The following is a 24589-nucleotide window of genomic DNA, read 5'->3' as shown; positions in this document are numbered from 1 at the left end:
TCCTTGGATGCCACTCCCGGGCCCCCTCATCCGCTACGGCTAGGCGGTAAGGTCGCCGTACGCTTTAGTTTTGATTTGAAAGGAAACGCTCTTGGCCAGCCAGGACTGGGTTGAAAAGGATTTTTACGCGATCCTTGGTGTTGCCAAGGACGCGTCCGACGCTGACATCAAGAAGGCTTACCGCAAGCTTGCGCGGCAGTACCATCCGGATACCAACGCCGGGGACGCTGTCGCGGAAAAGAAGTTCAAGGACATTTCCGAGGCCTACTCGGTGCTGTCGAGCCCTGAGGACCGGCAGCAGTATGATGCCATCCGCGCCATGGGTGGTGCCCGGTTCGCTCCGGGCGCTGGTGGTCGTGGCGGCGCAGGGGCCAACGGAGGGTTCGAGGACCTGTTCGGCGGCCTGTTCGGCGGCGGCGCAGGTGCACGCCAACCGCAGGGTGGCGGCATTCCGCCGGAGTTCGCTGACCTGTTCGGCGGCGGATTCGGGGGAGGCCAGACAGGTTTCCAGCGCGCCCCGCAGAAGGGCTCGGACCGCACGGCCACCACGTCGATCTCCTTTGCCGGCTCCATCAAGGGCACCACGGTGAGCTTGCGCGAGAGCAATGGCAACGTCATCGACGTGAAGATCCCGGCCGGTATCAAGGACGGCCAAAAGGTCCGCCAGCGCGGCAAGGGCAACGTTGGCCCGGCCGGCAATGGGGACCTCATCATCACGGTCAGCGTGAAACCCCACGACTTCTTCCAGCGCGACGGGGACAACATCCGCGTCCACGTGCCTGTCACGTTCGCGGAAGCGGCGCTGGGCGCCACCATCGAGGTTCCAACGCTCGACGGCGACACCGTCAAGTTGCGCGTCCCGGCGGGCACTCCCGCTGGCCGGACTCTGCGTGTGAAGGGCCGGGGCGTGAAGACGTCCAAGGCGACCGGCGACCTGCTGGTGACCATCGACGTCGCCGTTCCGCAGAACCTGAGCAAGGAAGCGGAGGAGGCCGTGAAGGCGTTCGCTGCGGCCACTTCCGACGCCAACCCGCGTCACGACCTGGCCGCGAAGGCCCGGTTGTAAGGAGAAGGTCATGGCTATCGACGTCAACCAGCCGATCTTCGTCATCTCCGTCGCCGCGGAGCTTGCCGACATGCATCCGCAGACGTTGCGCCAGTACGACCGTTTGGGCATCGTCTCGCCCAGCCGCGCGCCCGGAAAGTCCCGCCGCTACTCACAGAACGACGTGGACAGGCTGCGCGAGGTGCAACGCCTTTCGCAATCCGGCGTCTCCCTTGAAGGGATCAAGCGCATCCTGGACCTCGAGAACCAAGTGGCCGCGCTGCAGTACCGCGTGGCTGAACTGACGGAAGAACTGTCACGCCGCCGGACTCCCGTGGACACGAGGATCTTCGCAGCGGGGGCTGCGGGCGACGTCGTAAGCCTCGCACGGGGCCAGCGTCCCCGCGCCCGCTCCCAGGCCGTCGTCGTATGGCGACCGCGGCCGGGGGAGGGACAGCGTTAGCAGTAGGGACTAGGCCGAACGGTCCCAGCGGACCACAACCTTGGCTGCGCCCCCTTCTGTGCGCTCCACCTCGGCGATGATCTGCGACTCGGACGCGCCCATGTCCCGGATCTGCTGCTTGTAGTCCTCGAGGTGTTCCTGCAGGGACTCCTCCGTCCATTCACCGGGCCGCATGCGGGTGGAGATTTCCACGGGCTCGGTGGGGACTACCAGGTCCTGCGGCTGGGCGTCCGCCACGGGCCCGCGCTGAACGGGTTCACCATCCGGGGCCAACATGCGCCAGGCAAAGGCGCCGCCGGCAATGCCGGCCAGAAGTCCCATGACGACGAGCCATGCTGTGCGGCCGCGTCGTGGCCTCGGGTTCTGTGCGAGGCTGTTCGGAATGTTTGCAGATCGTCGTGCCATGGGAAGAATCGCCTTCCAGTTGGTTGCCGTACGTCGTGCTGGGTACGTTCTTAGCTTGTCACAGTATCGCCGTGCCTGTGGGCCACCCGCCAGGCACCGTCTTCCCGGCGTTAAACCTGCGCGGCGCAGCGTCCCCGTTATGCAGCGCACGTTCGGCCTGGTAAAGATCAGCCCTGACCCAGGCGAGGAAATCATCGTGGTCGGTCATTCTTCCAGAGTGGTGCTTTCCCTTGCCGGATGGAAGGGCAAGCTGTGGCTACGGCGGTCGAATCGACAGATAATAAAGGCATGGCACGGCAAGCAGCGCAGGTGCCTCAGCGTGGAATGTAAGCGCCAGTGGCGTTGAATGCTCATGGGGTGGGGATGGATTCCGATGTCGTTATCGGATGAAGAGCGACGGAGCCTCGAAGAGCTCGAGCGTGGACTTGTTGCATCGGACCCGGACCTTGACCTTCAACTGAGGTCCGGGCGGCTTCGTGGAACGGGAGCCAGGATGATCCTGGGCGCTCTGGCCGTCCTTGTCGGCTTTGCCTTGGTCATTTCGGGAATCATCACCCAAATCCTCATCGTGGGCGTGGCCGGATTCCTCGTGGCTGGTGGAGGAGCCTACCTTTTGCTGAGCCGTTTGGTTCTCAAGCGGCGGATCCGCAGGAACGGCGAGACGGGAAATGAGGCGGGACGAGGCGCTTAAACCACCGGTGAGTCCGGTTTGAACGGCACCTTGTCCAAATTTGTGGCGGCCTGATCGGGCGGGGTGGTGTCCGCGGGAACGGGAGTGGGCTCACCAGGCCGGACCATCATCCGCCAAGCCATGACGGCACCGAAGCACAATCCGGCACCGACCAGGAACGCCACCAATCCCGCACTCCCGGACTTCTGCCGGCGTCCGCGCCGGAGCGTTTGTGTTGCTTTCTTGACGGCCTTCGCTGCGGTGCCGCGCGCATGCTTGGCTGCCTTCCGGTCACCGGTCAGCGTGAGGACAACTCCGTGCACCACGGAAGGCACATCGGCATGGTTGATCCGGGACAACGCCCATCCCACCACGGCATCAGTTTGCGAAGCAGTACCCTCGGCGGCGTGCTTGACCCACTCGCCTGCCAGGTCCTGGACAGCTGGAACTACGGATTTGACTGAGTACACGATGACCCCTTCACGGAGTAGATGGCCCCGTGTGCCAGCCTACGCTACCCGCCCGGTGACAAACAGTACCGCGATCAGGCTCTAGTCCCGGATCACCGACGCAAGTTCCACGGGGTTGTCGAGCCCTGCCCACGAGCCGTGCAGCGCGAGTTCGGCGTGCAGCTCCGGCGCTGCAGCAGTGTTGACTGCAGCATCCGCGGCCACATCCACCACGCGGTTCACCTTCAGGCGCAGTGACCCCGCATCGATGATCGTCACGCCGCTGCCCGATACCGGCGCCGAAGCACTCAACCCGGGTACACCGCCGTCGAGCGTTCCGCTGCCCTTGACCGTGACGGTGCTGGGGCGCGGCTCGGCCTCACCGTCCACCAGCAACGCCGCTTCTTTTTGTCCGGTGAGGATCGCGGTGGCCAAGGCCTTGACGTAGACGGGATCGCCGCAGGCGTCGTACACCCAGCGCTTGCCCAGGACCGAGTGCTCCATGGTGCCGATCAGCCACTCGCTGGCGCCGCCGAGCTCGTGTCCGCGGTAGCTCAGGGGAATTTGGTAGACGCGTTCACCCGCGGCAACGACGTGGGTTTCAATGCCTACCTCGCCAGCGGGATCGTCAAAACGGTAGGCGCCGATGACCTCTGGTTCGCCGTCCTGGATGAACCACGGCTGCGTCGGCAGGTAGTCAGCGATGAGTTCAAGCTTGGTGGGGGACAGGGTTGCTTTGTGGATGATCGCCATGTCTCCCAGCCTAGGCCACGCCCTTTACAATCGAAGAGACGTCGACCATTGAGGGAATCATGAAGAAACTCACCACTGTCCTGATCGCTGCCGGGCTGCTCGCCTCGGCTTCCGCTTGTTCAGCACCGCAGCTGACCACCGCGCAGACCTGCGACAGGATGGCCGCCGCCGCATCCGGGCTCACCCAGAGCAACAACAAGACGGCAAGCAACCGCGTGGCCAACGCCATCCGCCCCATCGAGGGTGTCGCCTCGGACGACATGAAGCCGGTGGTGACTTCCATCCTGGCCCTGCTGGATGAGCAGGCGAAGGAAAACCCGGACGAGGAGAAGCTCGGCAAGCTGACTGAGGATTACCAGGAGGCTGGCACCAAGTACGGCCAGCTCTGCAACGGCGCCCAGTAGCGAACCTTTCCTACGAACGCTCTCTCACCTTCCACCCCTTAAACGCCAACGCTCTCTCACCGGATGAGAGAGCGATCGGCTGAAGGGGCGGTTCGGTGAGAGAGCGTTTTTAGTTGGAGGGGGTACGGAGCACGGCGTGGAAGGCGTAGGACGCGTTGCTCCAGATCACGAACAGCAGCGGTGCGGGTGCGAGTGCGATGCCCAGGACCGGCTGCAGTAGGGCCGCGGAAACGATGATGCACAGCAGTACCAGCATGGCCAGGCTCAGGTACCAGCGCTGTACCACCAGGTAGAGGGAGGCCTTCAGGATGCTTTTCAGCCTCGCCTGGGGCAGGAGTACGACGCCGGCAATCGCCGTCACTGCCAGGCTCACCGTCACGGCGGCTGCTACGACGATGAGCGGCAACAGGAGCGCGGCGCCTGGAAGGGACTGGATGGCTACGAGGTCTACACCGAGGAACAGCAGCAGTGCCACTGCGGCCACGCCGAGTGGTGCTGTCCGGGTGAAACTGCGCTTGTATCCGGAAAGGAAGGCAGCAACGGGGGTGACCGCGCCGCCGTCGTCGTTCAGGGACCGGAAGGCTGCGAAGAGGCCGGCGAGGGACGGCGCGATGGTGACTGAGAGGGCGAGAAAGAACGGCCAAGCGGCCGCTGGGTCTGCCACCAGGGAGAGGCAGAGCACCAGCGGCGCGTTGGCCAGGGCCAGCAGGACGTTGCCGGCCAGGAAGGTGTAGACGAAACCGAAGATGCTGCCGAAGGTTTCGAATCCTGGTCCTGACCAGCGGCGTTTGCGGGGAGCACGCACGGTGCTCATCCCTTCATTCCGCTCGTCGCGATGCCTTGGATGAAGTAGCGCTGGCCGATCAGGAAGATGATGAGGATGGGGATCACGGAGATCACCGAGCCGGTCATGATCATGGCGTATTCGGCGTCGAACTGGCCCACGAAGGAGCGCAGGCCCAGCTGGACGGTCCAGAGGCGGTTGGAGGTGAGGTAGATGAACGGGCCCATGTAGTCGTTCCACGTGTTCACGAACGTCAGCAGGGCCAGGCTCGCCAATGCGGGCTTGGACAGGGGCAGGATCACGCGGGCCCAGATGCCGTACTCGCTGAGCCCATCGATGCGGGCTGCTTCGCACAGTTCGTCCGGGATGGTCATGTAGTACTGGCGCATCAGGAACACACCGAACGCACCGAAAGCCTGCAACAGGATCAGGGCGTTGAAGCTGTTGGTCAGGCCCAGGTTCTGCATCATGATGTACTGCGGCACCATGTACGCCTGCCACGGAACGGCGATGGTGCCGATGTAGCAGAGGAACAGCACGTCACGCCCGGGGAAGCGGACCTTGGAGAAACCGTAGGCCGCCAGTGAGCCCGTGAGGACTTGGAGGCAGGTGATGATCACCGCGAGGTAGAGGGAGTTCTGCAGGTAGCCCATCATGGGAATGCGGGTCCAGATGTCCGTGTAGTTGCTCCACACAAACTCCTGCGGGATCCACTGGATGGGGACGGTGAGGACCTGGTTGTTCTCCTTCAGCGAGGAGGACACCATCCAGATGAACGGCACCATGAGCGCCACCACCAGGACCACCAGCACGCCGTAGATGATCACATTGGCGGTCCGCTTCTTCTGCTCGCGCGGCGAACGCTTGCGGACTGTCCGACGGCGGTCTTCCGCACCTGCGGGAGGCAGGCCCGACCCGGCGAAGCGGGCCTCGGCCTTGAGGTCTTCGGCCATGTTGGTCATCAGCGTTCCCTCCGCTGTTGGATCTTGAACTGCAGGACGGTGACCGTCAGGACGATGAGGAACAGGACCAGCGAAATGGCCGAGGAGTAGCCGAACTTACCTTCGCCGATGCCCTCCTGGTAGATCAGCTGGGACAGGACTGTGGTGGAGCGTCCGGGGCCACCGTTGGTCATGACGACGATCAGGTCGAACACCTTGAAGCTGGAGACCGTCAGCATGACCACCACGAAGAACGTGGTAGGCCGCAGCGACGGGATGGTGACGTTCCAGAAACGCTGCCAGGCGCTGGCGCCATCGACTTCCGCGGCCTCGTAGAGTTCGGTCGGGATGGCTTGGAGTCCGGCCAGGTAGAGGACCATGTAGTAGCCCATGTCCCGCCACACGCTGGTGATGATCACGGCCGGGAGCGCCCAGTCCGAGCTTGAGGTCCAGCCCGGTGCGTTGGCGATGCCGATCGCGTGGAGGAGCTGGTTGATCGGTCCGTTGTCCGGGCTGAACAGCATGTTCCAGACGACGGCGACGGCCACCAGCGAGGTGATGTACGGGAAGAAGATCGCAACCCGGAAGAAGCCGATGCCCTTGAGCTTGCGGTTCAACAGCATCGCCAGGAGCAAGGCCAAGGCCATGGTCAGGGGAACGTGCCCGAGCGCATAGACCACGGTGTTGCGCAGCGCGATCCAGAACGAGTCGGAGGCGAACATCCGCTGGAAGTTCGCCAGCCCAACCCACTTGGGAGCACTGAACGAGGTCCACTCCATGAAGGAGAGCGCGAAGGCGGCGAGGACGGGGATCAGGGTGAAGGCCAGGAAACCGATGAAGTTCGGGAGGATGAACGTCCAGCCGATCAGGGTGTTGCGCCTGGCCTGCTTCCTGTTGCCCCGGCCGGCAACAGCCGGGGCAACGGGCTTGGAGATTGTTTCTGTACTCATAACGAGCCTTACTGGCCGAGGACTTCGCTCTTGACGCGCTTGCCCATCTCAGCAATGCCATCCGTGACGGAGCGCTCGCCAACCATGATCAACTCGTGCTCCTGGTTGAGGACCTTGTCCGTGGCCGCCGACTTGTCGCTCACAGGCATTTCGAGTGCGGTGGTGTCCGGGGTGAAAGCCTTCTTGGACAGCTCGTCAGTGGGCATGCCGTCCAGTTTGAAGTAGGCGTCCTTCACAGCATCGTCCTGCAGGGCAGGAACAACGCCGATCTTGGAGATGGCCTTGGCGCCCTCCTCACCGGAGGCCCATTCGATGAACTTCTTGGCCTCATCGGAGTGCACGGCGTTCTTGTTCACGGCGAATGCCGTGGGCGAACCGAACGTGGTGACCTTGCCGTCGTCGTTCTTCTGGGGCATGGGGGCCAAGCCCCAGTTGACGTTGGTCTTGCCGTCCTTCTTGGCCTGCAGGATGCCGGCGATGTACCAGGTGCCCATGGGCATCATGGCTGCCTGTCCGGTTTCAAACATGGTCCGATAGCTCGTCTTCTGGCTCTTGGCCGTGCCAAAGTCCAGGGTGGCGCCGCTCTTCTGCAGGTCCAGCGCGGTGTTGTACTGGTCCTCGAAGTAGCCGTAGTCGCCGCTGTTCTGGTCCTGGCCGTTCTGGGCTGCAGAGATGGCCTCAACCACTGAACGCCAGATGTGATGGTACGTGCCGTAGACCTTCTTGCCGTCCGCGCCGGTTGTGGTGAGCTTCTTGGCCAGTGCCGTGTACTCGTCCCAGGTCAGGTCCTTGGGGTCTTCCACCCCGGCGGCCTTGAGCAGGTCCTTGTTGTAGTACAGCAACCAGAAATCCTGGCGGTAAGGCGCTGCGTAGTATTTGCCGTTCATGTCGAAGGCGTCGAGGCCGGCGAGTTTGTCCTTGCCAACCTTGTCCACTACGTCGCCGATTTCCTGCAGCTGGCCGTTGCTGGCGTAGCGGGAGTAGTCAATGACGTTCTTCATGGTCAGGACGTCCGTGGTGTCCCCGCCGGCCAGCATGGTGGTGACCTTCTGTGGGTAGTCATCGGCGAGGATGTCCACGGGCTCAATGTCGATGTTCGGGTTGGCAGCCTCGTAGCTGTCGAACAATGCCTTGAACTCCGGGGTTCCCTCGTAGTTCCAAACGGAGACCGTCAGCTTGGTCTTGCCGTTTGCTGCCGGTTGGTCGGCAGGGCCTGCTGCGCCTGAGCAGCCGGCGAGTCCAAGCCCTGCAGTCACCGCAAGGGCGATCGCGGCGAGGGTTGTGCGCTTCATTGCGTTCTCCTTAGTACTGGTATTAAGTCTGCCGCACGTGCGGCAGGTTGGTTCATGCGGACTTAGGCGCTGAGGCCAAGATCCGCGTGCACTACTTGGGCCAGGAGGTCCTTCCCGGCGAGGTACCGTTCAAGGTCATCCAGGGCGGCATCGGACATCCGCCGGGTTTCCGTGCCGAGCGATCCGGCGATGTGTGGGGTGATGATCACATTGGGCAGGTCATACAGGACCGAATCCGCCGGGAGCGGTTCGGGTTCGGTGACGTCAAGGAGCGCGGTGATGCGACCCTTGCGGCATTCGGCTTCAAGCGCCGCCGTGTCCACAAGGGAGCCGCGCGCGGTGTTGATGAGCGTCGCGTGGTCCTTCATGATGTCCAGCTCGGGCGTGCTGATCATGTTGCGGGTTTCCGGCAGGGCCGGCGCGTGGATACTTACGACGTCGGACTCCCGCAGCAGTTGCTCCAACGTCACCAAGCTGCCACCGGCGGCAGCGACCTCCGCCGGGTTCGCGTGGGGATCGCTGACCAGGCACGTAACGTCCTGCAGTTGCTGGACCAGGTTCACCACGCGGCGGCCGATGCGCGAGAAGCCGACGATTCCAATGACCCGGCCTATGTTCCCGAGTTCGCCGCGGGCCGTGGCGTAGTCCCAGTCCTCGCGGAAGGTCCGGGCATCGTTGGCCAGGACGTGGGCCTTCTTGCCGGCCAGCACGATCGAAGCGAACGTGAACTCGGCGACGGGGATCGCATTGGCGTCTGCTCCGTTGGTGACAGTGATGCCGCGATCCCACAACTCCTCACTCACAAAGCTGCGGACAGTCCCTGCACAGTGGAACACTGCCCGGAGTTTGGGCATGCGCTCCAGGCGTTCTGCAGTGAGGCGCGGAACACCCCAGCTGGTGAGGAGGATTTCCACCTCTTCCAGGCGTCCCGTGAGTTCGGGTGCGTCGAGGGAATCCGTCCATGGTTGCCCGCCGAGGTCCACCATTCCTGCCAGCCGCTCCAGTCGTGCGGAATCGAACTGGTCAGCAAAGGTTCCGCTATTCATGACCAGCAGTGCCTGGGGCTTGAGCGACATTCAGGGACCCTCCCTTCGGTTCTTTGTTGGTCTGTTCGACCGTGATTTATGTGTTGCATCACATCTAATAATCAGTACATACTCATGAACAAGACAGTTCATTCAACTCAATCGAGCTTGATCTAAAACGTTCATACTCGAACATCTGAGAGAAGAATTCCATGCTGAAACCTCCCGGCGCCGTCACTGTGGACGCGCCGCCGCTGCGCACCGCGTGGGGCACCGAGGCCTCCGTTCCGGCTTTGCTGACCTCGCTCCGCGACGCCCGCTCCCGGCTCACCGTGGGCCCGGCGTCCGACGGCGGGTGGCAGCGCATCGGCCAGGCTCCCGTTCAGGCCCTGGCCGAGCAAGCAGCCACCGAGAAGGGCGCCCCTTGGCCACAACCGCTGGTCTCCCACTACGCGCGGTACTTCCGCGACGGAAACCGCACAGCCTACGAGGGACTCGTGGCGAGCCGGCAGCAGCGGCTGACACGCGCCGTCGTCATGGCTGCTGTCTCCGGGCCCGACTCCGGTGAGGGCTGGCTGGATGAGGTGATCGACGGTGCGTACCTGCTGTGCGAGCAGAGCTCCTGGAGCTGGGCTGCGCACGACGATGTGTTCACCCGTTCCGGCGAGGTAGTCCCGGACCCTTCGCGCCCGTACCTCGATCTTGGTGCCGGGGAAGTGGTGGCACAGCTTGCGTGGCTGGACCACGTCCTGGGGTCCCAGCTTGAGAAGCGTGCCTCTGGCCTGCGGAAACGCCTTCGCTTCGAGGCGCACGAGCGTGTGATCCGGCCCTTCCTGGACAGGCTCGATTGGCACTGGCTGGGCCTCAACGGCGACGTGCACAACTGGAACCCGTGGATCCACACCAACATCATCGCCGCAGCGTTGCTGTTGGTTGACGATCCCGAACTGCAGGCCACGGTCATTGCCCGCTGCATCGAGGGCCTGGACCGCTTCCTGGCCTCGATTCCAGCAGATGGGGCGATCGACGAGGGCTTTGCCTACTGGTGGAACGGAGCCGGACGGGCGTTGGAAGGTTTGGCGCTGCTTGAGCAAGCCGCGGGGCTCAATCCCGATCTCCCGGTGGTCCGTGCGCTCGTCGCGTTCCCCAACAGCATGCATGTGGGCGGGTCCTGGTTCCTCAACGTCGCCGACGGCCCTGCCCGCGCAGCCGACTCCTTGCCCTGGGACATGCTGCATCGCTGGGCCGTCCGCCTGGGGGATTCCCATGCTGCCCAACTCGCCGCAACCTTTGCCGCCGTCGGGCCTGAACCAAACCCAGCCGCCGGACTGGGCCGCGTCCTCACCCAACTGGGGGACAGCAAACGTCGGTATGAGCCCTCAGTGGAGCAGGTGCTGTCCCCCAGTTGGGGGACGTGGCTCCCGTCCGTGCAGATCATGCTTGCCCGGCAAACCCCCGGATCCACGGACGGCCTCACGCTGGCGGCCAAGGGCGGGCACAACGGCGAGCACCACAACCACCGGGATGTAGGCTCCGTCGTGGTTGCCATGGACGGTGTCCCCCTCCTGGTCGATGCCGGCCAACCTACGTACACTGCGCAAACATTCGGCCCCGATCGCTACCAGATCAGGGCCATGCAAAGTGCGTGGCACAGCGTCCCGGCACCGTTTGGGCTCGAACAAGGAACGGGCCGGGAATTCGCGGCAACCGTCCTGCAGGAACCCACTCCTGATGAGCCAACGCTTGCGCTGGGCCTCGGCGCCGCCTATGGGCTCGACCATCCTGAGCAGTGGCTCCGCACCTCGATCCTGAACCGGGAGGCCGGGACAGTGGTCATCGATGACCGCTGGAACCTGCAGTCCCCGCCACCGGAAGGGACGGACGACGTCGACATCACCTACCTGGCTGCCGGCACCGTCCGCTTGGGCCAGGACGCGACGGCGACCATCACCCCGGCGGGCATCCCGACTGTGGCGGGCGGACGCGGAGTCCAGTTGCGCTGGAAGCCGGAGACCGCCGTCGTGCTCGTGGACGAATGGCACCTCGACGATCCGCTGCTGGGCGATATCTGGGGCGACAAGCTGACCCGGCTGCGGTTCCGCATGCCCGCCGAAACCCGCGCTTCCGGCGCGTTCACCCTCACTCTGGAGGCAACACATGAGCACTGAACCAGGCCAGGAATCCGGCGGCAAGTCGCTGTTCTCGCTGCAACGCCGTGAGCGGTTGATGGAGGAGTTGCGCGCCCACGGGGCCATCACCGTCCGGGACATCGCCGCCAAACTGGGAGTCAGTGAACTGACCATCCGGCGCGACGTGAACATCCTCGCCGACGAAGGACTCGTGTCCCGCGTGCATGGAGGCGCCACGCTGCCCAGCCCGCTGGACCGATCCACAGCCGGGCGGGCCCCGTCCCACAGCTACTCGATCGGCATGGTTGTCCCGTCCCTGGACTATTACTGGCCGCAGGTCATCAGCGGTGCCCGCGGCGAGGCCGAGGTTCAGAACCTCCGGATCACGGTCCGTGGCTCCGCCTACGACGCCGCAGACAACCGCCGCCAGGTGCAGGCGTTGCTTGATACCCAGAACATCGACGGGCTCATCGTGGCTCCGGACATGGGTGGCGAGCACGGCAAAGAGTTGCTCCGCTGGCTCAATGCCCTGCCCATTCCCGTGATCCTGGCCGAACGCCGGGCGCCGTCGGAGATCCCGGCGCACAAGCTCGAGTGGGTGGCCACGGACCATGCATTCGGCGCGGGAATGGCCGTGCGGCATCTGTGGCAGGAAGGGCACCGCATGATCGGATGCCTCACCGATTCCACCAGCCCTACCAGCCCGCACGTGGTTCGTGGATGGAAGCAGGCCATGAACGCGTTGAAGATTCCGTTGGACAAATCCATCCACGAGGATTCGGCCAAGCTGGACAACGGAGACCGCGCCAAGCACTTTGACCGCGTGCTGGAGCTGTGCCGTGAATCGGGAACCACCGCGATGTTGGTGCACTCCGATACCCAGGCTGTGGCATTTGTGCAGCACTGCGTAGACCGCGGCGTGGACGTGCCGGGAAGCATGGCAATTGTGGGCTACGACGACGAGGTCGCCTACCTGGCCGAGCCCGCCATCTCGGCAGTGCGGCCGCCCAAGAGCTACGTGGGGAAGGTTGCGGTGCAGCTCATGGCCGCGCGCCTGGCCGAGGGAAGGATGCGGCCGGTGCATCGGATCGACCTGAACCCTGAACTGATTGTCCGGGAGTCCTCCGTGGGTGCTCCGCACGTTGTTCTGGAGGATTCGCTCTGATGGCCCTTGAACTGCCCCCGTTGGACCACGCGCTGTCCCCGCACACTGGCCTGACCCGTTCCCACTGGACCACCTACGCGGACTACATGCTCCGCTCCGTGCACCGCTTCGGTTCCGAGGACCACGCCAACATCTACCTGCCCGAACCCAACAGCCGGTACGGGCGGGGGAGCGATTCGCTGGAGGCCTTCGCCAGGACGTTCCTGCTCGCCTCCTTCCGGATCGCCGGCGACCCCGCGAACACTGGCTGGATCGCGGAGTGGTATGCCGCCGGGCTGGACGCCGGGACCAACCCGGCCAATCCCAACCGATGGCCCACGCCAGGTGAGTTGGGGCAGGCGAAGGTTGAGGCGGCGTCGTTGGCGGTTGGCCTGGCACTGACCCGCGATGTCCTGTGGGACAAGCTTCCGCAGCGAGTGCAGGAGCAGCTCATTGCGTGGTTCGAGACCGTGATCGGCGAGGACTATCCGCCCATCAACTGGGTATGGTTCCAGATTGTGGTGGAGACGTTCCTGGCCTCTGTGGGAGGGCGGTATTCCGACGAGGACATCGACGCCGGGCTCGCCATCCACGATTCCCTCTATCGGGGCGGTGGCTGGTTTGCCGACGGTCCTGAACGTGCTTACGACCATTACGTGGGCTGGGCCTTCCAGGTGTACCCGCAGCTTTGGGCGTTGATGGCACCCGACGATCCGCGCGTCGCGGCCCGCAAGAAGCTCGACGGCGACCGGCTGGCTGATTTCCTGGATGACTTTTCCTACCTCGTCGGCGCCAACGGGGCCCCACTTATCCAGGGTCGGAGCCTGATCTACCGGTTCGCGGCTGCAGCGTCATTCTGGGTGGGGGAGTTGTCCGGGCACACCCGCTTGGCTCCGGGGACGGCCCGGCGGGCTGCCTCGGGGATGCTTGACTACTTCGCGCGGCACGGAGCCCTCACCTCGGAAGGCCTCCTGTCCATCGGCTTCCACGGCTCATTTCCAGGTATGAAGCAGGCGTATTCCGGGTTCGGATCGCCGTACTGGGCAGCGAAGGGGATGCTTGGACTGGCCCTTCCCGCCGACCACCCGGCGTGGACATGTGTGGAGGCGCCCTTGCCCGTTGAGGTCGGCGACACCCAGCGGCTCATCACAGCACCGGGTTGGCAGGTTGACGGCACTGTCGCTGACGGAGTGGTGCGAATCCGGAATCACGGGACGGACCACGCCGTCCCCGGGGCTGCGTTGGCGGATTCGCCCCTGTATGCCCGGATTGGCTACTCGACTCACACGTTCCCGGACCTGGTTCCTGGGTCACTGGACAACGCGGTGGCGTTCGTCGACCCTGACGGCGGTCTGACGCATCGGACCGGATTCGAGCACCTCGGGTCCTTCTCCTTCGGCAGTGTTTCCGTTGGGGCGTCCCGGTTCACCGCCAACTGGATCACGCCCGATCCCGACGCCGGCCCGGACCACGGCAGCGGCGTCTCCGGCACTGCGAGTCCAGGGCCGACCGTGACCGTGGTGTCCGCGACGCGGGGCGCCCTGGAGCTGCGGTTGGTACGGGTTACTGGTGCCTCAGAGGCCGCGTTGCGGATTGGTGGCTGGCCCGTGGATGCTGCTTCATCCGTGGTCAGCTCGGTCCACGCCGTGTCCGGTTTCGGGAATGTCCTGGATACGTCCGGGACTTTCCTCCGGTCCGGTGCCCACCCGATGGGTTCGGAACTCACCATCCCGTGGGTAGGTACCGCCGGTCCCGCGCGCGAGGGCGACTACGCCGCCGTCGTGAATCTCGCCAGCGGGGGAGGTGCCTCGGAGACGGTGCAGTACGTCGACGGCCACTTCGAATTCCCCGGCGGTGAGCGCATCCCGGCCGATCTGCTCACCCGATTCGACGATGCATGAAAGATTCTGCTGGATCATTCCGTCCCTTACCCGGCGCCTGCCTTGAAATAACGCAGTGGGCGGAGGCTGAACATGGAATGATCCAGCAGAATCGCGGGGGTAGGCTCGCATGACCCGGCCTGACCTCAAAGCCCGCCTTCTCGCGGCCTACGATGCCCAACTTCGCACCGACGCAGAGACCCCGAGTGCCCTCACGGTGACAGAGCACGGCCCACTCCGGCTGGTGACTTTCCTGGGTGGCCGCGGCTTCATCACGTACCGGGACTTGGGTGGGGCCGATGAAGAGGGTGTCCGCAGCCTGGTCTCGGACGCCGTGGCCTACTTTGACGGTCTGCCGGAAATCACAAAGGTCGAGTGGAAGTCCCGCGGCCACGACCATGCGCCCGGGCTCCACGAAGCACTCCTGGACTATGGCTTCACACCTGACGCGCCGGAGTCGATCATGATCGGCGAAGCCCGGGCGCTCAGCCAGGACGTGCCCTTGCCTGAAGGTGTGACACTGCGCCGGGTGGTTGATGAACCTGACGTCCGGGCGATGAGCGCCATGCAGGACGAGGTTTTCGGCGAGCCCGTCTCGGACGAGATGGCGAATGCGCTGCTTCGCCGGCTTTCGCTTGATGATGCCATGGAACTGTGGATTGCCGAGGCGGACGGTGTCATCATCAGCGCCGGTCGCTTGGAGCCCGTACCCGGTACGGACTTCGCCGGGATCTGGGGCGGTGCAACGCGTCCGGAGTGGCGGGGCCGGGGGATCTACCGGGCTTTGACTGCCCGCCGGGCCCAGTCCGCGTTGGCCCACGGCAAGACGCTCATCAACAGCGACTCCACCGAGTTTTCCCGCCCGATCCTCGAGCGCTCCGGGCTGGTCAAGGTCTCCACCACCACGCCGTATCGTTGGACGCGGAGCTGACCGGCTCAGGACGGTGAGTAGCGGTTCCCTTATTCACATTTAGGACCACAAATGTGAATAAGGAGGCCTGTTGTTGTTAGTTGTGCCAGAAAATAACAATAAGGGACCCCGTATTGCTCGTTCGGAGCACAGCGAGGCCCCCTCGGAACACGTCCGAGGGGGTCTCGCTGGAGAAGGCAGATTCCTACTTACCTGCGGCGAAGGTGCTCACGCACTGCCCCTGGTTCTTGAACACCGGCGACGGACTCCACTTCCACCCGTCGTTCTTGCAGGCTTCCTTTCCTGTGGAGATGTCCACGCGGTACTCCTTCACGGTCCCGCCCGGAGCTGTCACGGTGACAACCGCCGTCGGGCTTTCCGCGGTGGGTTGCCGGACGGTCACCTTCGCGTTCGTGTCCAGCGGATAGCCGACGACGGCGGGAGTCGCCGACGAGGTCAGCGCGCGGTACGCGGTGGTTCCGGGAGCGAAGCCGACCACTGATGCCTGGTTGACCAGGAGCCGGCCGAGGTCGGCGAATCCTGAGTCGGCCAAGCGGGTTCCGGCGATGGCTACCTCGGCGACCTTCGTGTAGGAGGCCGTGGTGACGAAGGAGACCCGGATACCGCGGGTGGCGACTGGATCGAAGGAAACGGTGGTTGGAGCGGAAACGGAGAGCCCGGTCACCGTGCCGGCGGAGGTGTCCTTCCACGTGCCCGCTGCATCCTGGTACTGAACCTTGAGGCTCGTCGCGGCCTTCTCGGCCGACGTGACTGTCACGGAGGAGACGGTGTAGTTGCGGCCGAAAGCGTAGGACAAGCTGTCACCGTTGCGCCCGCCGCTGACCCAGTTGGACCAACGGGTGGAGGGGTTGGCGTCGCACGTGTTCTTGGCGATGTACGAGCCCTCGGTGTAGCTTGCCATGACGGTGGTGGCGGGGTCGTCCTTGCAGATGTTGGCCACGGGGACGCGGTCCACCACGATGACGGTCAGCGTGGCATCAAGTGAGCCTGCCTTGCCCGGAACGGTCAGCGTTCCCGCGGTTTCCAGGGAAGCGGCACTCAAGGCAGACCAGTCCCATGTCGCGGCGAGCGGATTGCGGGCCGGGCCGTCTGCGATCTGGCCGGGCACCGTGGCCGGAGCTGCCGCCTTCACGCTACCCAGTGAAGACCCAACCCCCACTGTCACCGACGCCGGATCTGTAGCAATGTACTGGCCCACAGTCACGGTCAGGACTGCCTCAAACGCCTGCCCATAGGGATCGACGCCGGAACCGTACACCGTCACTTTGCCTGCCTTCTGCCACGCGCCCGCGTCGACGGAGGACCACGTCACAGGCAGCGGTTTGCCCGGGCCTGCCTTGTACACGGGGGTGACGGTGGTTGGCAGCGCAGGAGGAGCCCCAACGGGAGTGCTCACGTCCAGCGGTGCCACTCCCAGCAGCCTCATATCCGCGATGTCCGTGAACGCCCAGGCTTGGTGCGGGCTGGCAAGTGCGGTGGCTGTGGTCCCGGTTGATGAACCCAGGGCGACGGTGGTCCCAGCGGACGTCTGGTTGCCTGAGACCTGCAGCGCAATCGCCGCTCCAGCATTGACCAACGTCCATTGTTTCCCGTTCTCCGTGGTAACTATCCACTGTGCAGAGGGAGTGGCTTTGGCCTGTTCCAGTGAGAGGGAAGCCAAGGAAGCTGCACCACTTTGAGACCCGTTCAGCACACCGCCGTTGCCTGCCAGCACACGGCCGTCAGCCGAAGAAATCACCCAGCGACGGTCGTTGGCGAACTCGTCGTCCGGGCTAACAGCGTTGAACGTCCAGATCTGCGGAGCCACTCCGGCGGCGTCGGAACCGAGGTCCTGGATCGACGCACCGCCCGTGCCGGCCGTCAGGTACTTGCCGCTCGCCTCACCGGAGAGGTGGTAGCGGTGACCGTCCTCAACAGGTGCGGCGTCCTCCGAAACCCCGCTGACGCCGTCGACGACGAACGTCGCCACGGACGCGGCAGGCACCTCAACCGTGGCGGACTTCGCTGCGGTGTCGACGGCGACCGGCGCGCCTTTCACCAGGGCGTTCTTCTCGATGTCGTCCAGGGGCGACTTGGTGGTGACCACCGGCGTGACCTTCGCGCCCGGAGCGATGCTGCCGAAGCGGCTGAGATCGATGGTGACCTTCTCCGCCGTCGGGGTGTCATTGAAGTGGACCAGCGTGGCACCGGTGCCGTCGGCGCGGAGGGCGCTGGCCGTCTTGGCGTCGTTGTTCTGGATGAGGAAGTCGCCGGGGCGGATGTAGTGCGTGAAGTTGCGGGTGGTGTTGTACTTCTGGTTGGTCAAGACCTTGCACTTGGCCGAGTCTAGGACGGCGCCGTCGTTAAGCCTGCGGTTGGAGTAGCCCTCACGGCCGGCGTAGTTGCAGTCGAAGTCGACGTAGATGGAACCCCAGCCCTTGTCGGCCTTCTCCTGCTTGTACGTGTCCTCCACAGGCTGCCAGAACACCCAGGCATTCGGCTCAAGTTCGCGGAGGTCGTTGACCATCCGGCCCGCGATGCCCAAGCCATTGGTGATGTTGGAGCGGTCCCAGCCGCTGGTCGAGTCGCCGAGCGCCGGATTGCCGGTCCAGAAGCCGCCCACTTCGCTCATCCACAACGGCTTCTCCGTGGAGTTGGCCAGGTCGCGTACCCTGCGACGGTCATTGGTTCCGTAGGTGTGGACGTTGAGTTGCGCAACCGCGTCCTTGGCTTCCTGGCTGTAGCCGTTCCAGTTGGTCATGAACTTGGTGGGATCGGTCTCGTCCATCGCCGAGATGACGGCGTCGGTGCTGCCCTTCGCAAGTTCGGCGGCCAGCAGCTTGGTGACGCGGTCCTGCGCGGCCGGGTAGATCAGCGCGCCTTCCTGCTTCTGCGTGTACGTTGTGGGCGGCTTCCCCGTGGCGGCGTTGATGTCCGTGCCCCAGTAGCCGGAGTTGGGCTCATTGAATGGATCGACAGTGTCCACCTTGATCCCGCTGCCCTGCTCAAGAAGCTCGACGGCGTGCCGCATGTACGCGGCGAACTTTCCTTCCGCTTCGGGCAGCAGGTTTTCGCCCTTGTTGGTGTTGACCTGTCCGGAGACGTAGCCGCTCTTGGTCATGAACCAGGGCGGCGAGTTGCTGAAGGCTTCCCAATGCGTAATTTGCTGATCTTCGGCCAGACGCTCCACCCACCACCGCTGGTTCTGGTCGGCGTCGGGGTCGTAGGAGGCGGGTTCGTCCGGGTCCCAGGCGTTCAGGAAGGCGAGCTTGTTGGCCTGGGTTTTGTCGACGCTTCCGTCAGGGTTGTAAAGGTTCGACGCCGGATGGCCGGGTTGCGCTTCGGCGACCGGCTTCCACCATCCCTCCACAGCACTGCCGTCGTTGAGGTAGTTCGCGACGTCCGACGCGTTGCCACCACCGACGTTATAACGGGCGATGTTGAGGTTCAGCCCGTCCTCACCGAAGACCTTCTGGTAGAGCTCCTCCCGCAGTTCCGGTGAGTATCCCGCCGTCGCATTCGCGAACCAGACCAGGCTGGTTCCCCAGCCTTCGAACGCTTCGCTGCGGCTGGCCGGGTTCGGGGTGATGGTGATCTGGGTTGCGTCGACTGCCGGTGCGGCTGGTGCTGTGGGCAGGAGGGCCAGGCCTGTGGCTGCTGTGACGGCTGCCGCCAGAGCGGCCACGGGCCTTCGGAGTCTTGGAATCGCCATGGGTGTACCTCGTCATCGGGGCTTGGGTGCTTGTCTGTGCCGGTCTTCGTGCGAAGCCGGGCAAACCGAGACTATGAGGAGGTTTGGGGCCTCACAAGCGAGTCGAACAGGGTCGATCGGGGTTGGTCGGAAGTGTTCTTGATCGATTGCAACGCGAGGATCCTTACGGCCCATTCAGGCCGTCTGGATGGGCCGTATCTGACCCTGCGTTGCGGTCGACCGCGACAAAGCTGTATAGATGTATACAAGTACACTCACTCTTCATTGGCGGCACCCTTGGCAGATCCTCAACCTCGAAACACCGGGGCACACCTCGTTTACACGGAATTGAAGCGGCAGATCCTCGACCTTGAACTCAAGCCAGGCACGCGCATCTACGAGCCCGCAATGGCCACGTCACTGCAGGTCAGCCGGACGCCGCTGCGCGAAGCGATCCGCCGTTTGATTTCGGAGAGCCTCCTGGAGCAGCAGCCCACCGGGGGAGTGCTGGTTCCGCTGCTTGACGCGACGGCAATCTCCGAGCTGTACGACGTGCGGGCCGCACTGGAATCCCTGATGGCCCGTGAAGCGTGTGCCCGCGCAACGGAGGCCGATATCGAAAAACTGCAGGGCATCCTTGAACGCAACGCTGCCATGGTGGGCTTCGCGGACGAAGCCATGAAGTACGGCGTCACGCTCCACGCCGCCATAGCCTCAATCGCCGGCAACTCCTGGGCACTGCGTTTCCACGGGCAGATCGCCAGCCAGGTGGAACGCTACCGATACTTCACCAACAACTCCGCCGAGCGTCGTGAGGAAGCCCTGGCCGACCACCGCCGGTTGGTGGCCGCGCTGGCTGCGAAGGACGCGGGCACTGCGGCGAAGATCGCATTTGACCACGTCATAGGAGCCCGGGACGAGACAGTGCGCATGATCTCGGTCAAGGGCCTCGACCTCGAATGATCGGCGAACTGGGGCGGCGTTCGTCCACGGCACTTCTTGTCCATTCTGCGTTGATCCAGGCAGTGACGTTCCTGGTCCGGCCCGCCGCCACGTACCGGGCCCTTGAACTCGACGTCCCAGCCTTCGCCCTTGGCGTCCTCGCGGCAAGCTACGCCGTCTTTCCCTTGCTGCTCGCGCTGCCCATCGGCAACCTGGTGGACCGCCTGGGCGAGCGTCGGCTCATGGCTGCAGGGTCCGCCGTCGTTCTTCTTTGCTCAACGTTCCTGCTCTTTTGGGGGACGTCCGTAGCGGCGCTGATCGCCGGAACGGCGCTTCTGGGTGCGGGCCAGCTGGCCTGTGTTGTGGGGCAGCAGGCGGTGGTGGCGAACAACGCGGTGTCTTCGCGGCTCGACTCAGCCTTTGGCTACCTGACGTTCGCGGCGTCGTTGGGGCAGGCGTTGGGACCGCTCGCCATTTCGCTTGTTGGCGGTGCATCCGTGCGGCCGGACACCCAGGCAATCTTCATTCTGGCCGTTGCCATGGGATTGGTGCTGTTCTGCACCACGTACCTTGTTTCCTCCCAGGTGAGCAGCGGTCGACGAACCTCACGATCCGCCGAGGCACCGCGGGGGAGTGCGTTCGCTCTGCTTCGCGCGCCGGGAGTGGCACGTGCTTTGGCGACCAGTGCGACCGTGTTGGCCGTGGTGGATTTGACGGTCGTCTACCTGCCGGCGCTCGGTGCCGAACGAGGCATCACTGCGGGAACTGTTGGCCTCATGCTGACGGTCCGGGCGCTGTTCTCCATGGTTTCCCGCATCGGTTTGGGCAGGGTTTCCCGCGGGCTGGGGCGGATGAAGTTACTGGTGCTCAGCCTGGCCGTGTCCACAGTGTCCCTTGCCGTTGCCGCGATTCCCATGCCGGAGTGGTTGCTGTTCATTGTCATGGCTTTCCTTGGCCTCGGGCTTGGCATCGGCCAACCGCTCACCATGTCCTGGCTCTCCGCGCAGGCGCCACCCGGGCAGCGCGGGCGGGCGTTGGCTCTGCGGCTCGCGGGCAACAGGGTCGGCCAAGTGATCCTGCCGAGCGCCATCGGCGTGGTGGCCGTGGGGCTCGGCGCGGCCGGTGTGTTCCTGGCCTCTGCCGCTGCTGTCGGCGGGACGATGCTGATGCTGCGGGGTGTGCGGCTGGACGACTGATGCCTGTCCTTCCGCCAACTGACTGGCATTTGTGGTTGATATGAGCGCTGAGAACAACCACTACTGCCAGTCAGTTGGGAGACTACTCCGCGAACAGCGCCGCCAGGTCCTCCGCCGTCAACGAACCGCCGGCCAAGGCATCGCCTTCCATCACATCCGCGAAGAGCTGCGACTTCTTGGCCTTCAACGCCATGACCTTCTCTTCGATGGTGTCCTTGGCCACCAGCCGGTAGACCATGACGTTCCGCGCCTGGCCAATGCGGTGCGTCCGGTCCACAGCCTGTGCTTCCGACGCCGGGTTCCACCACGGGTCCAGCAGGAACACGTAGTCGGCTTCGGTCAGGTTCAACCCGAAACCGCCGGCCTTCAGCGAGATCAGGAAGACGGGCGCGCTGCCGTTCTTGAATTCGCTCACTACGTCGCCTCGGTTCCGGGTGCTGCCGTCGAGGTAGCAGTATTCGATGCCCTCGGCATCCATCCGCTCGCGGACCTTGCCCAGGAACCCGGTGAACTGGCTGAAGATCAGGGTCCGGTGGCCTTCGGAGATGATGTCCTCGAGCTGCTCGAACAGGACATCCAGCTTGGACGAGCGGACGGCGGAGAGGGAGGAGTCCACCAGCGAGGCGTCCAGGCTCAGCTGCCGGAGCAGCGTCAACGATTGGAAGATCGTGAAACGGTTTTTGTTGACGTCGTGGATCAGCCCCAGGATCTTTTGCCGTTCGCGCTGCAGGTGGGTCTGGTAGACCTTCTGGTGGCGCGGGTTCAGCACTACTTCCAGGACCTGTTCCTGCTTGGGCGGCAAGTCCTGGATAACTTGCTCTTTGGTGCGGCGCATCATGAGTGGACGGACACGACGGCGGAGCTTGCCCAGTTGCGCCGAGTCACCGTTCTTCTCCACGGGCTTCTGGTAGTTTTCGGCGAATCTCTTGGGGCTCGGGAACAGCCCGGGCGCCACGATCGAGGTGAGGGCCCAGAACTCCATGAGGTTGTTTTCCAACGGAGTACCCGTGATGGCCAGCTTGAACCGCGCAGGAAGTTTTCGCGCGCACTGGTACGCCTTGGACTGGTGGTTCTTCACGAACTGAGCCTCGTCAAGCATGAGCCCGGCCCACTGGAAGTAGGCGTACGCCTCATAGTCGATGCGGAAGAGGGCATAGGAGGTAATAACGACGTCGGCACCCGCCATCGCTTCGGACGGCAACAGGCCACTCTTCGCGAAAGTCTCCGAAACGGTGCGCACCATCAGGCCCGGAGCAAACCGCTGAGCTTCGGACGCCCAGTTGCTGACCACGCTGGTGGGGGCCACCACCAAGAACGGCGCCCTGTCGTTTCCGCCGTCCACGGCCAGCTCCTGCGCCGCGCACATCAGTGCAATGGCCTGCACGGTCTTGCCTAGACCCATGTCGTCGGCCAGCACTCCACCCAGGCTGTGCTTGTACAGGAAGCTGAGCCAGTTGAATCCTTCATGCTGGTATGGCCTGAGCTCGGCGTTAAGGCCGGCCGGCAGCGGCAGCCCGGTCACGCCGTCGTCGAGCAGTCCACCCACCGACTCCCGCCACGCGGCCGCCTGCTCGTCCACAATCCCCAGTTGCGCCAGCTCGTCCCAGAGCCCCACCTGGAAACGGCTGATCTGCAGGGTGCCGTCCTTGTTGTCCGGATTGTCCTGGAGCGAGCGGGCCTCGTCGATGAGTGCGCGGAGCTGATGAAGTTCGGGGAGGTCCAGGGAGAAGTGGGCGCCGCTGGGCAGTAGCATGCGCGTTTGTCCGGCGGCGAGCGCGGAGAAGACTGCGGCGAAGGACACCGGTTCGCCCTCGAGGGTGATGACGATGCCGAGGTCGAACCAGTCGCCGCTCGCGGTCTCCTTGGTGGAGATCGATACAACGGGCGCCTCTTCCGCCTCCCGGTAATCGGCGATGTCGCCTGACGTTTCAACCACGACGTCGGGCAGTTCCCTGAGTGCCGGCAGCACCTCTTCGGTAAACGCGAGGGTGTCCAGGCCGCCCAGTTCCGCGGTGGCCGTGAGCCGCGGTGCACCCCAACCTCCGGTGGCGGACTCTGCCAGGGCAGGGACGGTCTCCCACGGGTGCCCCAGCGATTCGAGAATGCGTGCCTCGGCGGCATCGTCGCGGTAGCCACGGTCCTCGGGATGCCGCCACAAAGGCTGTGCCGTGACCAGCGTTCCCGAGGTGTAATGCCACTCCCAGTGCAGCCTCACCTTGTGGTCATTGCCGTAGTTGGCCAGCAGGGAGAGCGTTGGCACTGCCAGCGTGGGCAGCTCCACTGACTCGTCGGCTGCCTGCACGGGCGTGGACTGCCGAAGCTTCGGGTAGAAGGAGGTGAGGAAGCGGCTCTCGTCCTCCGCGGGGATCTGCAGTGTGGAACCGTCCGTGACGAACTCCAGGAGCTCGTCGCTGATGCCGCCATCGATCGGGGCCAGCGTGATCAGGTTCTTCTGCGCCGTCACTCCGGGCAGCGTTTCCGCCCCGGATTGCGTGAAGAAGATCCCGTTGGCCGGCTTGCCCAGGAAGCCCACGGTTCCAGCATCAACCTCCTCCCCGCCTACGGTCACCGACGGCGCGAGCTGCAGGCCGCCGTCGTGTCTTCCGTTTGTGGTGCCGTTCGCGTCGGGGCGGGCCGCGCTCTGCCGGGCAAGGCTGAGGCCGACGACGGCGGGCTGGGACTCGACGCGGACAGGCTCGCTCCCAGCCGCATGAATCAGCGGAATTCCGGCCTTTGTTGCTTCGTCGAGGAGCACCCAGAGGTTTTTGCCGGTGAAGTCGTTCAAGCTCAGCCACATGGCACCCGATGGTTGCTGGCGGCCGTTGGGGGAGCCGTGGGCGGCGAGGAAGGTTTGCAGCCATTCCACCTGCGTTTCGTTGAACTCGCGGCGGAAGCTGACGTAGCTGAGGTTGTTCCAGGACACGTCGCCGCGGATCCACTTGCCCTTGGCGCCCATCATCATGGGGCGGACCTTGAGTTGCCGGACACTGCGCACGGGGTCGCGGCGACCTGTGTAGGAAAAGTGGGCTGCCGGTTCCTCCACTTCGAATTGCAACGCGAGCTGAGTCCCGGCGGGGCTTTGCGTCGGACCGGGCTTGGCGATCAGCCTGTTGAGGGCGAGTTCCCACGCCGGGCGCGTTCCGGCCTGGTCCGGGCGGGCTGTCTGCATGCCGGGAGCCTGGGCCAGAAGCTGGGCGCGGATGCTCGGGTGGTCCTCGGCCGTGAAGAGGAGGGCGGCAACGTGCTTGCAGTCCTTGCGCACCGGGCAGCTGCAAATGCCCACCGTGCAGCTCCAGCCGCTGGGTTGACGGACGAGTTTTGCCGAGGTGGAGTAAGGCTGCGGCGTGTTGCCGCGGACCTTGCCCAGGAGGAGCCCCGTGGCCGCATCGAACGTGATCCCCGTGACCCGGCTGCCCATGGCATAGGCCAGTCCGGCCGCGAGGGAGCGGTCGTTAATGGCGGGTGTTTGTATGGCCAGTTCCCAATTGTCATCGGGGTGGGACGGCATGCAGGCGG

21 protein-coding genes are annotated in these 24589 nt (G+C 64.5%); 10 read left to right on the top strand and 11 right to left on the bottom strand.

The genetic code is table 11. The features are described from left to right. Nucleotides 1–91 precede the first annotated feature (91 nt). Together ACIPY3_RS20395 and ACIPY3_RS20390 are read left to right on the top strand one after the other, a co-directional pair. Complete coding sequence (locus ACIPY3_RS20395; RefSeq protein WP_397323576.1) at nucleotides 92–1066, top strand: DnaJ C-terminal domain-containing protein; 975 nt, start codon at nucleotides 92–94, stop codon at nucleotides 1064–1066. Nucleotides 1067–1076: 10 nt separating this feature from the next. After that, nucleotides 1077–1508, top strand: a complete 432-nt coding sequence (locus ACIPY3_RS20390; protein ID WP_400336921.1) for a heat shock protein transcriptional repressor HspR — start codon at nucleotides 1077–1079, stop codon at nucleotides 1506–1508. Nucleotides 1509–1517: 9 nt separating this feature from the next. Here the strand turns inward: ACIPY3_RS20390 and ACIPY3_RS20385 are convergent, their stop codons facing one another. Both ACIPY3_RS20385 and ACIPY3_RS20380 read right to left on the bottom strand, forming a co-directional pair. Continuing rightward, complete coding sequence (locus ACIPY3_RS20385; protein WP_400336919.1) at nucleotides 1518–1913, bottom strand: hypothetical protein; 396 nt, start codon at nucleotides 1911–1913, stop codon at nucleotides 1518–1520. Nucleotides 1914–1971: 58 nt separating this feature from the next. Next, the gene (locus tag ACIPY3_RS20380; protein WP_400336917.1) at nucleotides 1972–2121 is read right to left on the bottom strand and encodes a hypothetical protein; all 150 of its coding nucleotides are present in this window, start codon (nucleotides 2119–2121) and stop codon (nucleotides 1972–1974) included. 165 nt (nucleotides 2122–2286) lie between these two features. On the opposite strand from ACIPY3_RS20380, the gene ACIPY3_RS20375 reads away from it, so the two are divergent. Continuing rightward, nucleotides 2287–2604: a DUF3040 domain-containing protein gene (locus tag ACIPY3_RS20375; RefSeq protein ID WP_400336915.1), complete on the top strand. Its 318-nt coding sequence runs from the start codon at nucleotides 2287–2289 to the stop codon at nucleotides 2602–2604. Here ACIPY3_RS20375 and ACIPY3_RS20370 read toward each other — a convergent pair. Together ACIPY3_RS20370 and ACIPY3_RS20365 are read right to left on the bottom strand one after the other, a co-directional pair. Then, entirely contained in the window at nucleotides 2601–3053 is a 453-nt protein-coding gene (locus ACIPY3_RS20370) for a hypothetical protein (protein WP_400336914.1), read from the bottom strand. The two genes, ACIPY3_RS20375 and ACIPY3_RS20370, sit on opposite strands and share 4 nt — an antisense overlap. Nucleotides 3054–3134: 81 nt before the next feature. Continuing rightward, nucleotides 3135–3785, bottom strand: coding sequence for a hypothetical protein (locus ACIPY3_RS20365; protein WP_400336912.1), 651 nt, complete (start codon nucleotides 3783–3785; stop codon nucleotides 3135–3137). 59 nt (nucleotides 3786–3844) lie between these two features. Between ACIPY3_RS20365 and ACIPY3_RS20360 the strand changes: the two genes are divergently transcribed. Continuing rightward, the gene (locus ACIPY3_RS20360; RefSeq protein WP_400336910.1) at nucleotides 3845–4189 is read left to right on the top strand and encodes a hypothetical protein; all 345 of its coding nucleotides are present in this window, start codon (nucleotides 3845–3847) and stop codon (nucleotides 4187–4189) included. Between the two features lie 109 nt (nucleotides 4190–4298). Here the strand turns inward: ACIPY3_RS20360 and ACIPY3_RS20355 are convergent, their stop codons facing one another. The 5 genes from ACIPY3_RS20355 to ACIPY3_RS20335 all read right to left on the bottom strand — a co-directional run bounded on the left by ACIPY3_RS20355 (nucleotide 4299) and on the right by ACIPY3_RS20335 (nucleotide 9232). Next, nucleotides 4299–5003 (bottom strand): DUF624 domain-containing protein, encoded by a 705-nt coding sequence (locus tag ACIPY3_RS20355; RefSeq protein ID WP_400336908.1) that lies wholly within the window; start codon nucleotides 5001–5003, stop codon nucleotides 4299–4301. Then, nucleotides 5000–5935, bottom strand: coding sequence for a carbohydrate ABC transporter permease (locus ACIPY3_RS20350; RefSeq protein ID WP_397323565.1), 936 nt, complete (start codon nucleotides 5933–5935; stop codon nucleotides 5000–5002). Before ACIPY3_RS20350 ends, ACIPY3_RS20355 begins: the two co-directional genes overlap by 4 nt. Beyond that, complete coding sequence (locus ACIPY3_RS20345) at nucleotides 5935–6864, bottom strand: carbohydrate ABC transporter permease (protein WP_397323564.1); 930 nt, start codon at nucleotides 6862–6864, stop codon at nucleotides 5935–5937. The genes ACIPY3_RS20350 and ACIPY3_RS20345 overlap by 1 nt, the downstream gene beginning before the upstream one ends. Before the next feature lie 8 nt (nucleotides 6865–6872). After that, nucleotides 6873–8156, bottom strand: a complete 1284-nt coding sequence (locus ACIPY3_RS20340; protein ID WP_400336906.1) for an ABC transporter substrate-binding protein — start codon at nucleotides 8154–8156, stop codon at nucleotides 6873–6875. A gap of 62 nt (nucleotides 8157–8218) precedes the next feature. Continuing rightward, entirely contained in the window at nucleotides 8219–9232 is a 1014-nt protein-coding gene (locus ACIPY3_RS20335) for a hydroxyacid dehydrogenase (protein WP_400336904.1), read from the bottom strand. A gap of 161 nt (nucleotides 9233–9393) precedes the next feature. Here ACIPY3_RS20335 and ACIPY3_RS20330 point away from each other — a divergent pair, with 161 nt between their 5' ends. The 4 genes from ACIPY3_RS20330 to ACIPY3_RS20315 all read left to right on the top strand — a co-directional run bounded on the left by ACIPY3_RS20330 (nucleotide 9394) and on the right by ACIPY3_RS20315 (nucleotide 15265). Continuing rightward, nucleotides 9394–11349 (top strand): heparinase, encoded by a 1956-nt coding sequence (locus ACIPY3_RS20330; protein ID WP_400336902.1) that lies wholly within the window; start codon nucleotides 9394–9396, stop codon nucleotides 11347–11349. Further along, complete coding sequence (locus ACIPY3_RS20325; protein ID WP_400336900.1) at nucleotides 11339–12475, top strand: LacI family DNA-binding transcriptional regulator; 1137 nt, start codon at nucleotides 11339–11341, stop codon at nucleotides 12473–12475. Before ACIPY3_RS20330 ends, ACIPY3_RS20325 begins: the two co-directional genes overlap by 11 nt. Then, nucleotides 12475–14355 carry a DUF2264 domain-containing protein gene (locus ACIPY3_RS20320; RefSeq protein WP_400336899.1) on the top strand — a complete coding sequence of 627 codons (1881 nt, stop codon included), beginning with the start codon at nucleotides 12475–12477 and terminating at the stop codon, nucleotides 14353–14355. Before ACIPY3_RS20325 ends, ACIPY3_RS20320 begins: the two co-directional genes overlap by 1 nt. A gap of 109 nt (nucleotides 14356–14464) precedes the next feature. Continuing rightward, nucleotides 14465–15265, top strand: coding sequence for a GNAT family N-acetyltransferase (locus ACIPY3_RS20315; RefSeq protein WP_400336897.1), 801 nt, complete (start codon nucleotides 14465–14467; stop codon nucleotides 15263–15265). 184 nt (nucleotides 15266–15449) lie between these two features. On the opposite strand, the gene ACIPY3_RS20310 is transcribed toward ACIPY3_RS20315, so the two are convergent. Next, complete coding sequence (locus ACIPY3_RS20310; protein WP_400336895.1) at nucleotides 15450–18956, bottom strand: discoidin domain-containing protein; 3507 nt, start codon at nucleotides 18954–18956, stop codon at nucleotides 15450–15452. A 276-nt stretch (nucleotides 18957–19232) separates the two neighbouring features. On the opposite strand from ACIPY3_RS20310, the gene ACIPY3_RS20305 reads away from it, so the two are divergent. Both ACIPY3_RS20305 and ACIPY3_RS20300 read left to right on the top strand, forming a co-directional pair. Next, nucleotides 19233–19898: a GntR family transcriptional regulator gene (locus ACIPY3_RS20305; protein ID WP_400336893.1), complete on the top strand. Its 666-nt coding sequence runs from the start codon at nucleotides 19233–19235 to the stop codon at nucleotides 19896–19898. Beyond that, entirely contained in the window at nucleotides 19895–21073 is a 1179-nt protein-coding gene (locus ACIPY3_RS20300) for an MFS transporter (RefSeq protein WP_400336892.1), read from the top strand. Before ACIPY3_RS20305 ends, ACIPY3_RS20300 begins: the two co-directional genes overlap by 4 nt. A gap of 82 nt (nucleotides 21074–21155) precedes the next feature. Here the strand turns inward: ACIPY3_RS20300 and ACIPY3_RS20295 are convergent, their stop codons facing one another. Then, a complete protein-coding gene (locus tag ACIPY3_RS20295) occupies nucleotides 21156–24581 on the bottom strand; it encodes an SNF2-related protein (protein ID WP_400336890.1) in 3426 nt (1141 codons plus the stop codon). Between the last annotated feature and the right edge of the window lie 8 nt (nucleotides 24582–24589).

This window comes from Paenarthrobacter sp. NPDC089714 (assembly GCF_044748905.1).
Classification (GTDB): domain Bacteria; phylum Actinomycetota; class Actinomycetes; order Actinomycetales; family Micrococcaceae; genus Arthrobacter.
The sequence above is the reverse complement of the archived record's forward strand: the minus strand, read 5'-3'. Positions and strand labels throughout refer to the sequence as shown.

Bases quoted from the DNA above. Each gene is read 5' to 3' on its own strand.
- ACIPY3_RS20300 (WP_400336892.1), top strand. From the start codon at position 19,895: ATGATCGGCGAACTGGGGCGGCGTTCGTCCACGGCACTTCTTGTCCAT.
- ACIPY3_RS20360 (WP_400336910.1), top strand. From the start codon at position 3,845: ATGAAGAAACTCACCACTGTCCTGATCGCTGCCGGGCTGCTCGCCTCG.
- ACIPY3_RS20380 (WP_400336917.1), bottom strand. From the start codon at position 2,121: ATGACCGACCACGATGATTTCCTCGCCTGGGTCAGGGCTGATCTTTAC.
- ACIPY3_RS20325 (WP_400336900.1), top strand. From the start codon at position 11,339: ATGAGCACTGAACCAGGCCAGGAATCCGGCGGCAAGTCGCTGTTCTCG.
- ACIPY3_RS20330 (WP_400336902.1), top strand. From the start codon at position 9,394: ATGCTGAAACCTCCCGGCGCCGTCACTGTGGACGCGCCGCCGCTGCGC.
- ACIPY3_RS20375 (WP_400336915.1), top strand. From the start codon at position 2,287: ATGTCGTTATCGGATGAAGAGCGACGGAGCCTCGAAGAGCTCGAGCGT.
- ACIPY3_RS20345 (WP_397323564.1), bottom strand. From the start codon at position 6,864: ATGAGTACAGAAACAATCTCCAAGCCCGTTGCCCCGGCTGTTGCCGGC.
- ACIPY3_RS20355 (WP_400336908.1), bottom strand. From the start codon at position 5,003: ATGAGCACCGTGCGTGCTCCCCGCAAACGCCGCTGGTCAGGACCAGGA.
- ACIPY3_RS20320 (WP_400336899.1), top strand. From the start codon at position 12,475: ATGGCCCTTGAACTGCCCCCGTTGGACCACGCGCTGTCCCCGCACACT.
- ACIPY3_RS20365 (WP_400336912.1), bottom strand. From the start codon at position 3,785: ATGGCGATCATCCACAAAGCAACCCTGTCCCCCACCAAGCTTGAACTC.
- ACIPY3_RS20310 (WP_400336895.1), bottom strand. From the start codon at position 18,956: ATGGCGATTCCAAGACTCCGAAGGCCCGTGGCCGCTCTGGCGGCAGCC.
- ACIPY3_RS20340 (WP_400336906.1), bottom strand. From the start codon at position 8,156: ATGAAGCGCACAACCCTCGCCGCGATCGCCCTTGCGGTGACTGCAGGG.
- ACIPY3_RS20390 (WP_400336921.1), top strand. From the start codon at position 1,077: ATGGCTATCGACGTCAACCAGCCGATCTTCGTCATCTCCGTCGCCGCG.
- ACIPY3_RS20315 (WP_400336897.1), top strand. From the start codon at position 14,465: ATGACCCGGCCTGACCTCAAAGCCCGCCTTCTCGCGGCCTACGATGCC.
- ACIPY3_RS20335 (WP_400336904.1), bottom strand. From the start codon at position 9,232: ATGTCGCTCAAGCCCCAGGCACTGCTGGTCATGAATAGCGGAACCTTT.
- ACIPY3_RS20350 (WP_397323565.1), bottom strand. From the start codon at position 5,935: ATGACCAACATGGCCGAAGACCTCAAGGCCGAGGCCCGCTTCGCCGGG.
- ACIPY3_RS20385 (WP_400336919.1), bottom strand. From the start codon at position 1,913: ATGGCACGACGATCTGCAAACATTCCGAACAGCCTCGCACAGAACCCG.
- ACIPY3_RS20295 (WP_400336890.1), bottom strand. From the start codon at position 24,581: ATGCCGTCCCACCCCGATGACAATTGGGAACTGGCCATACAAACACCC.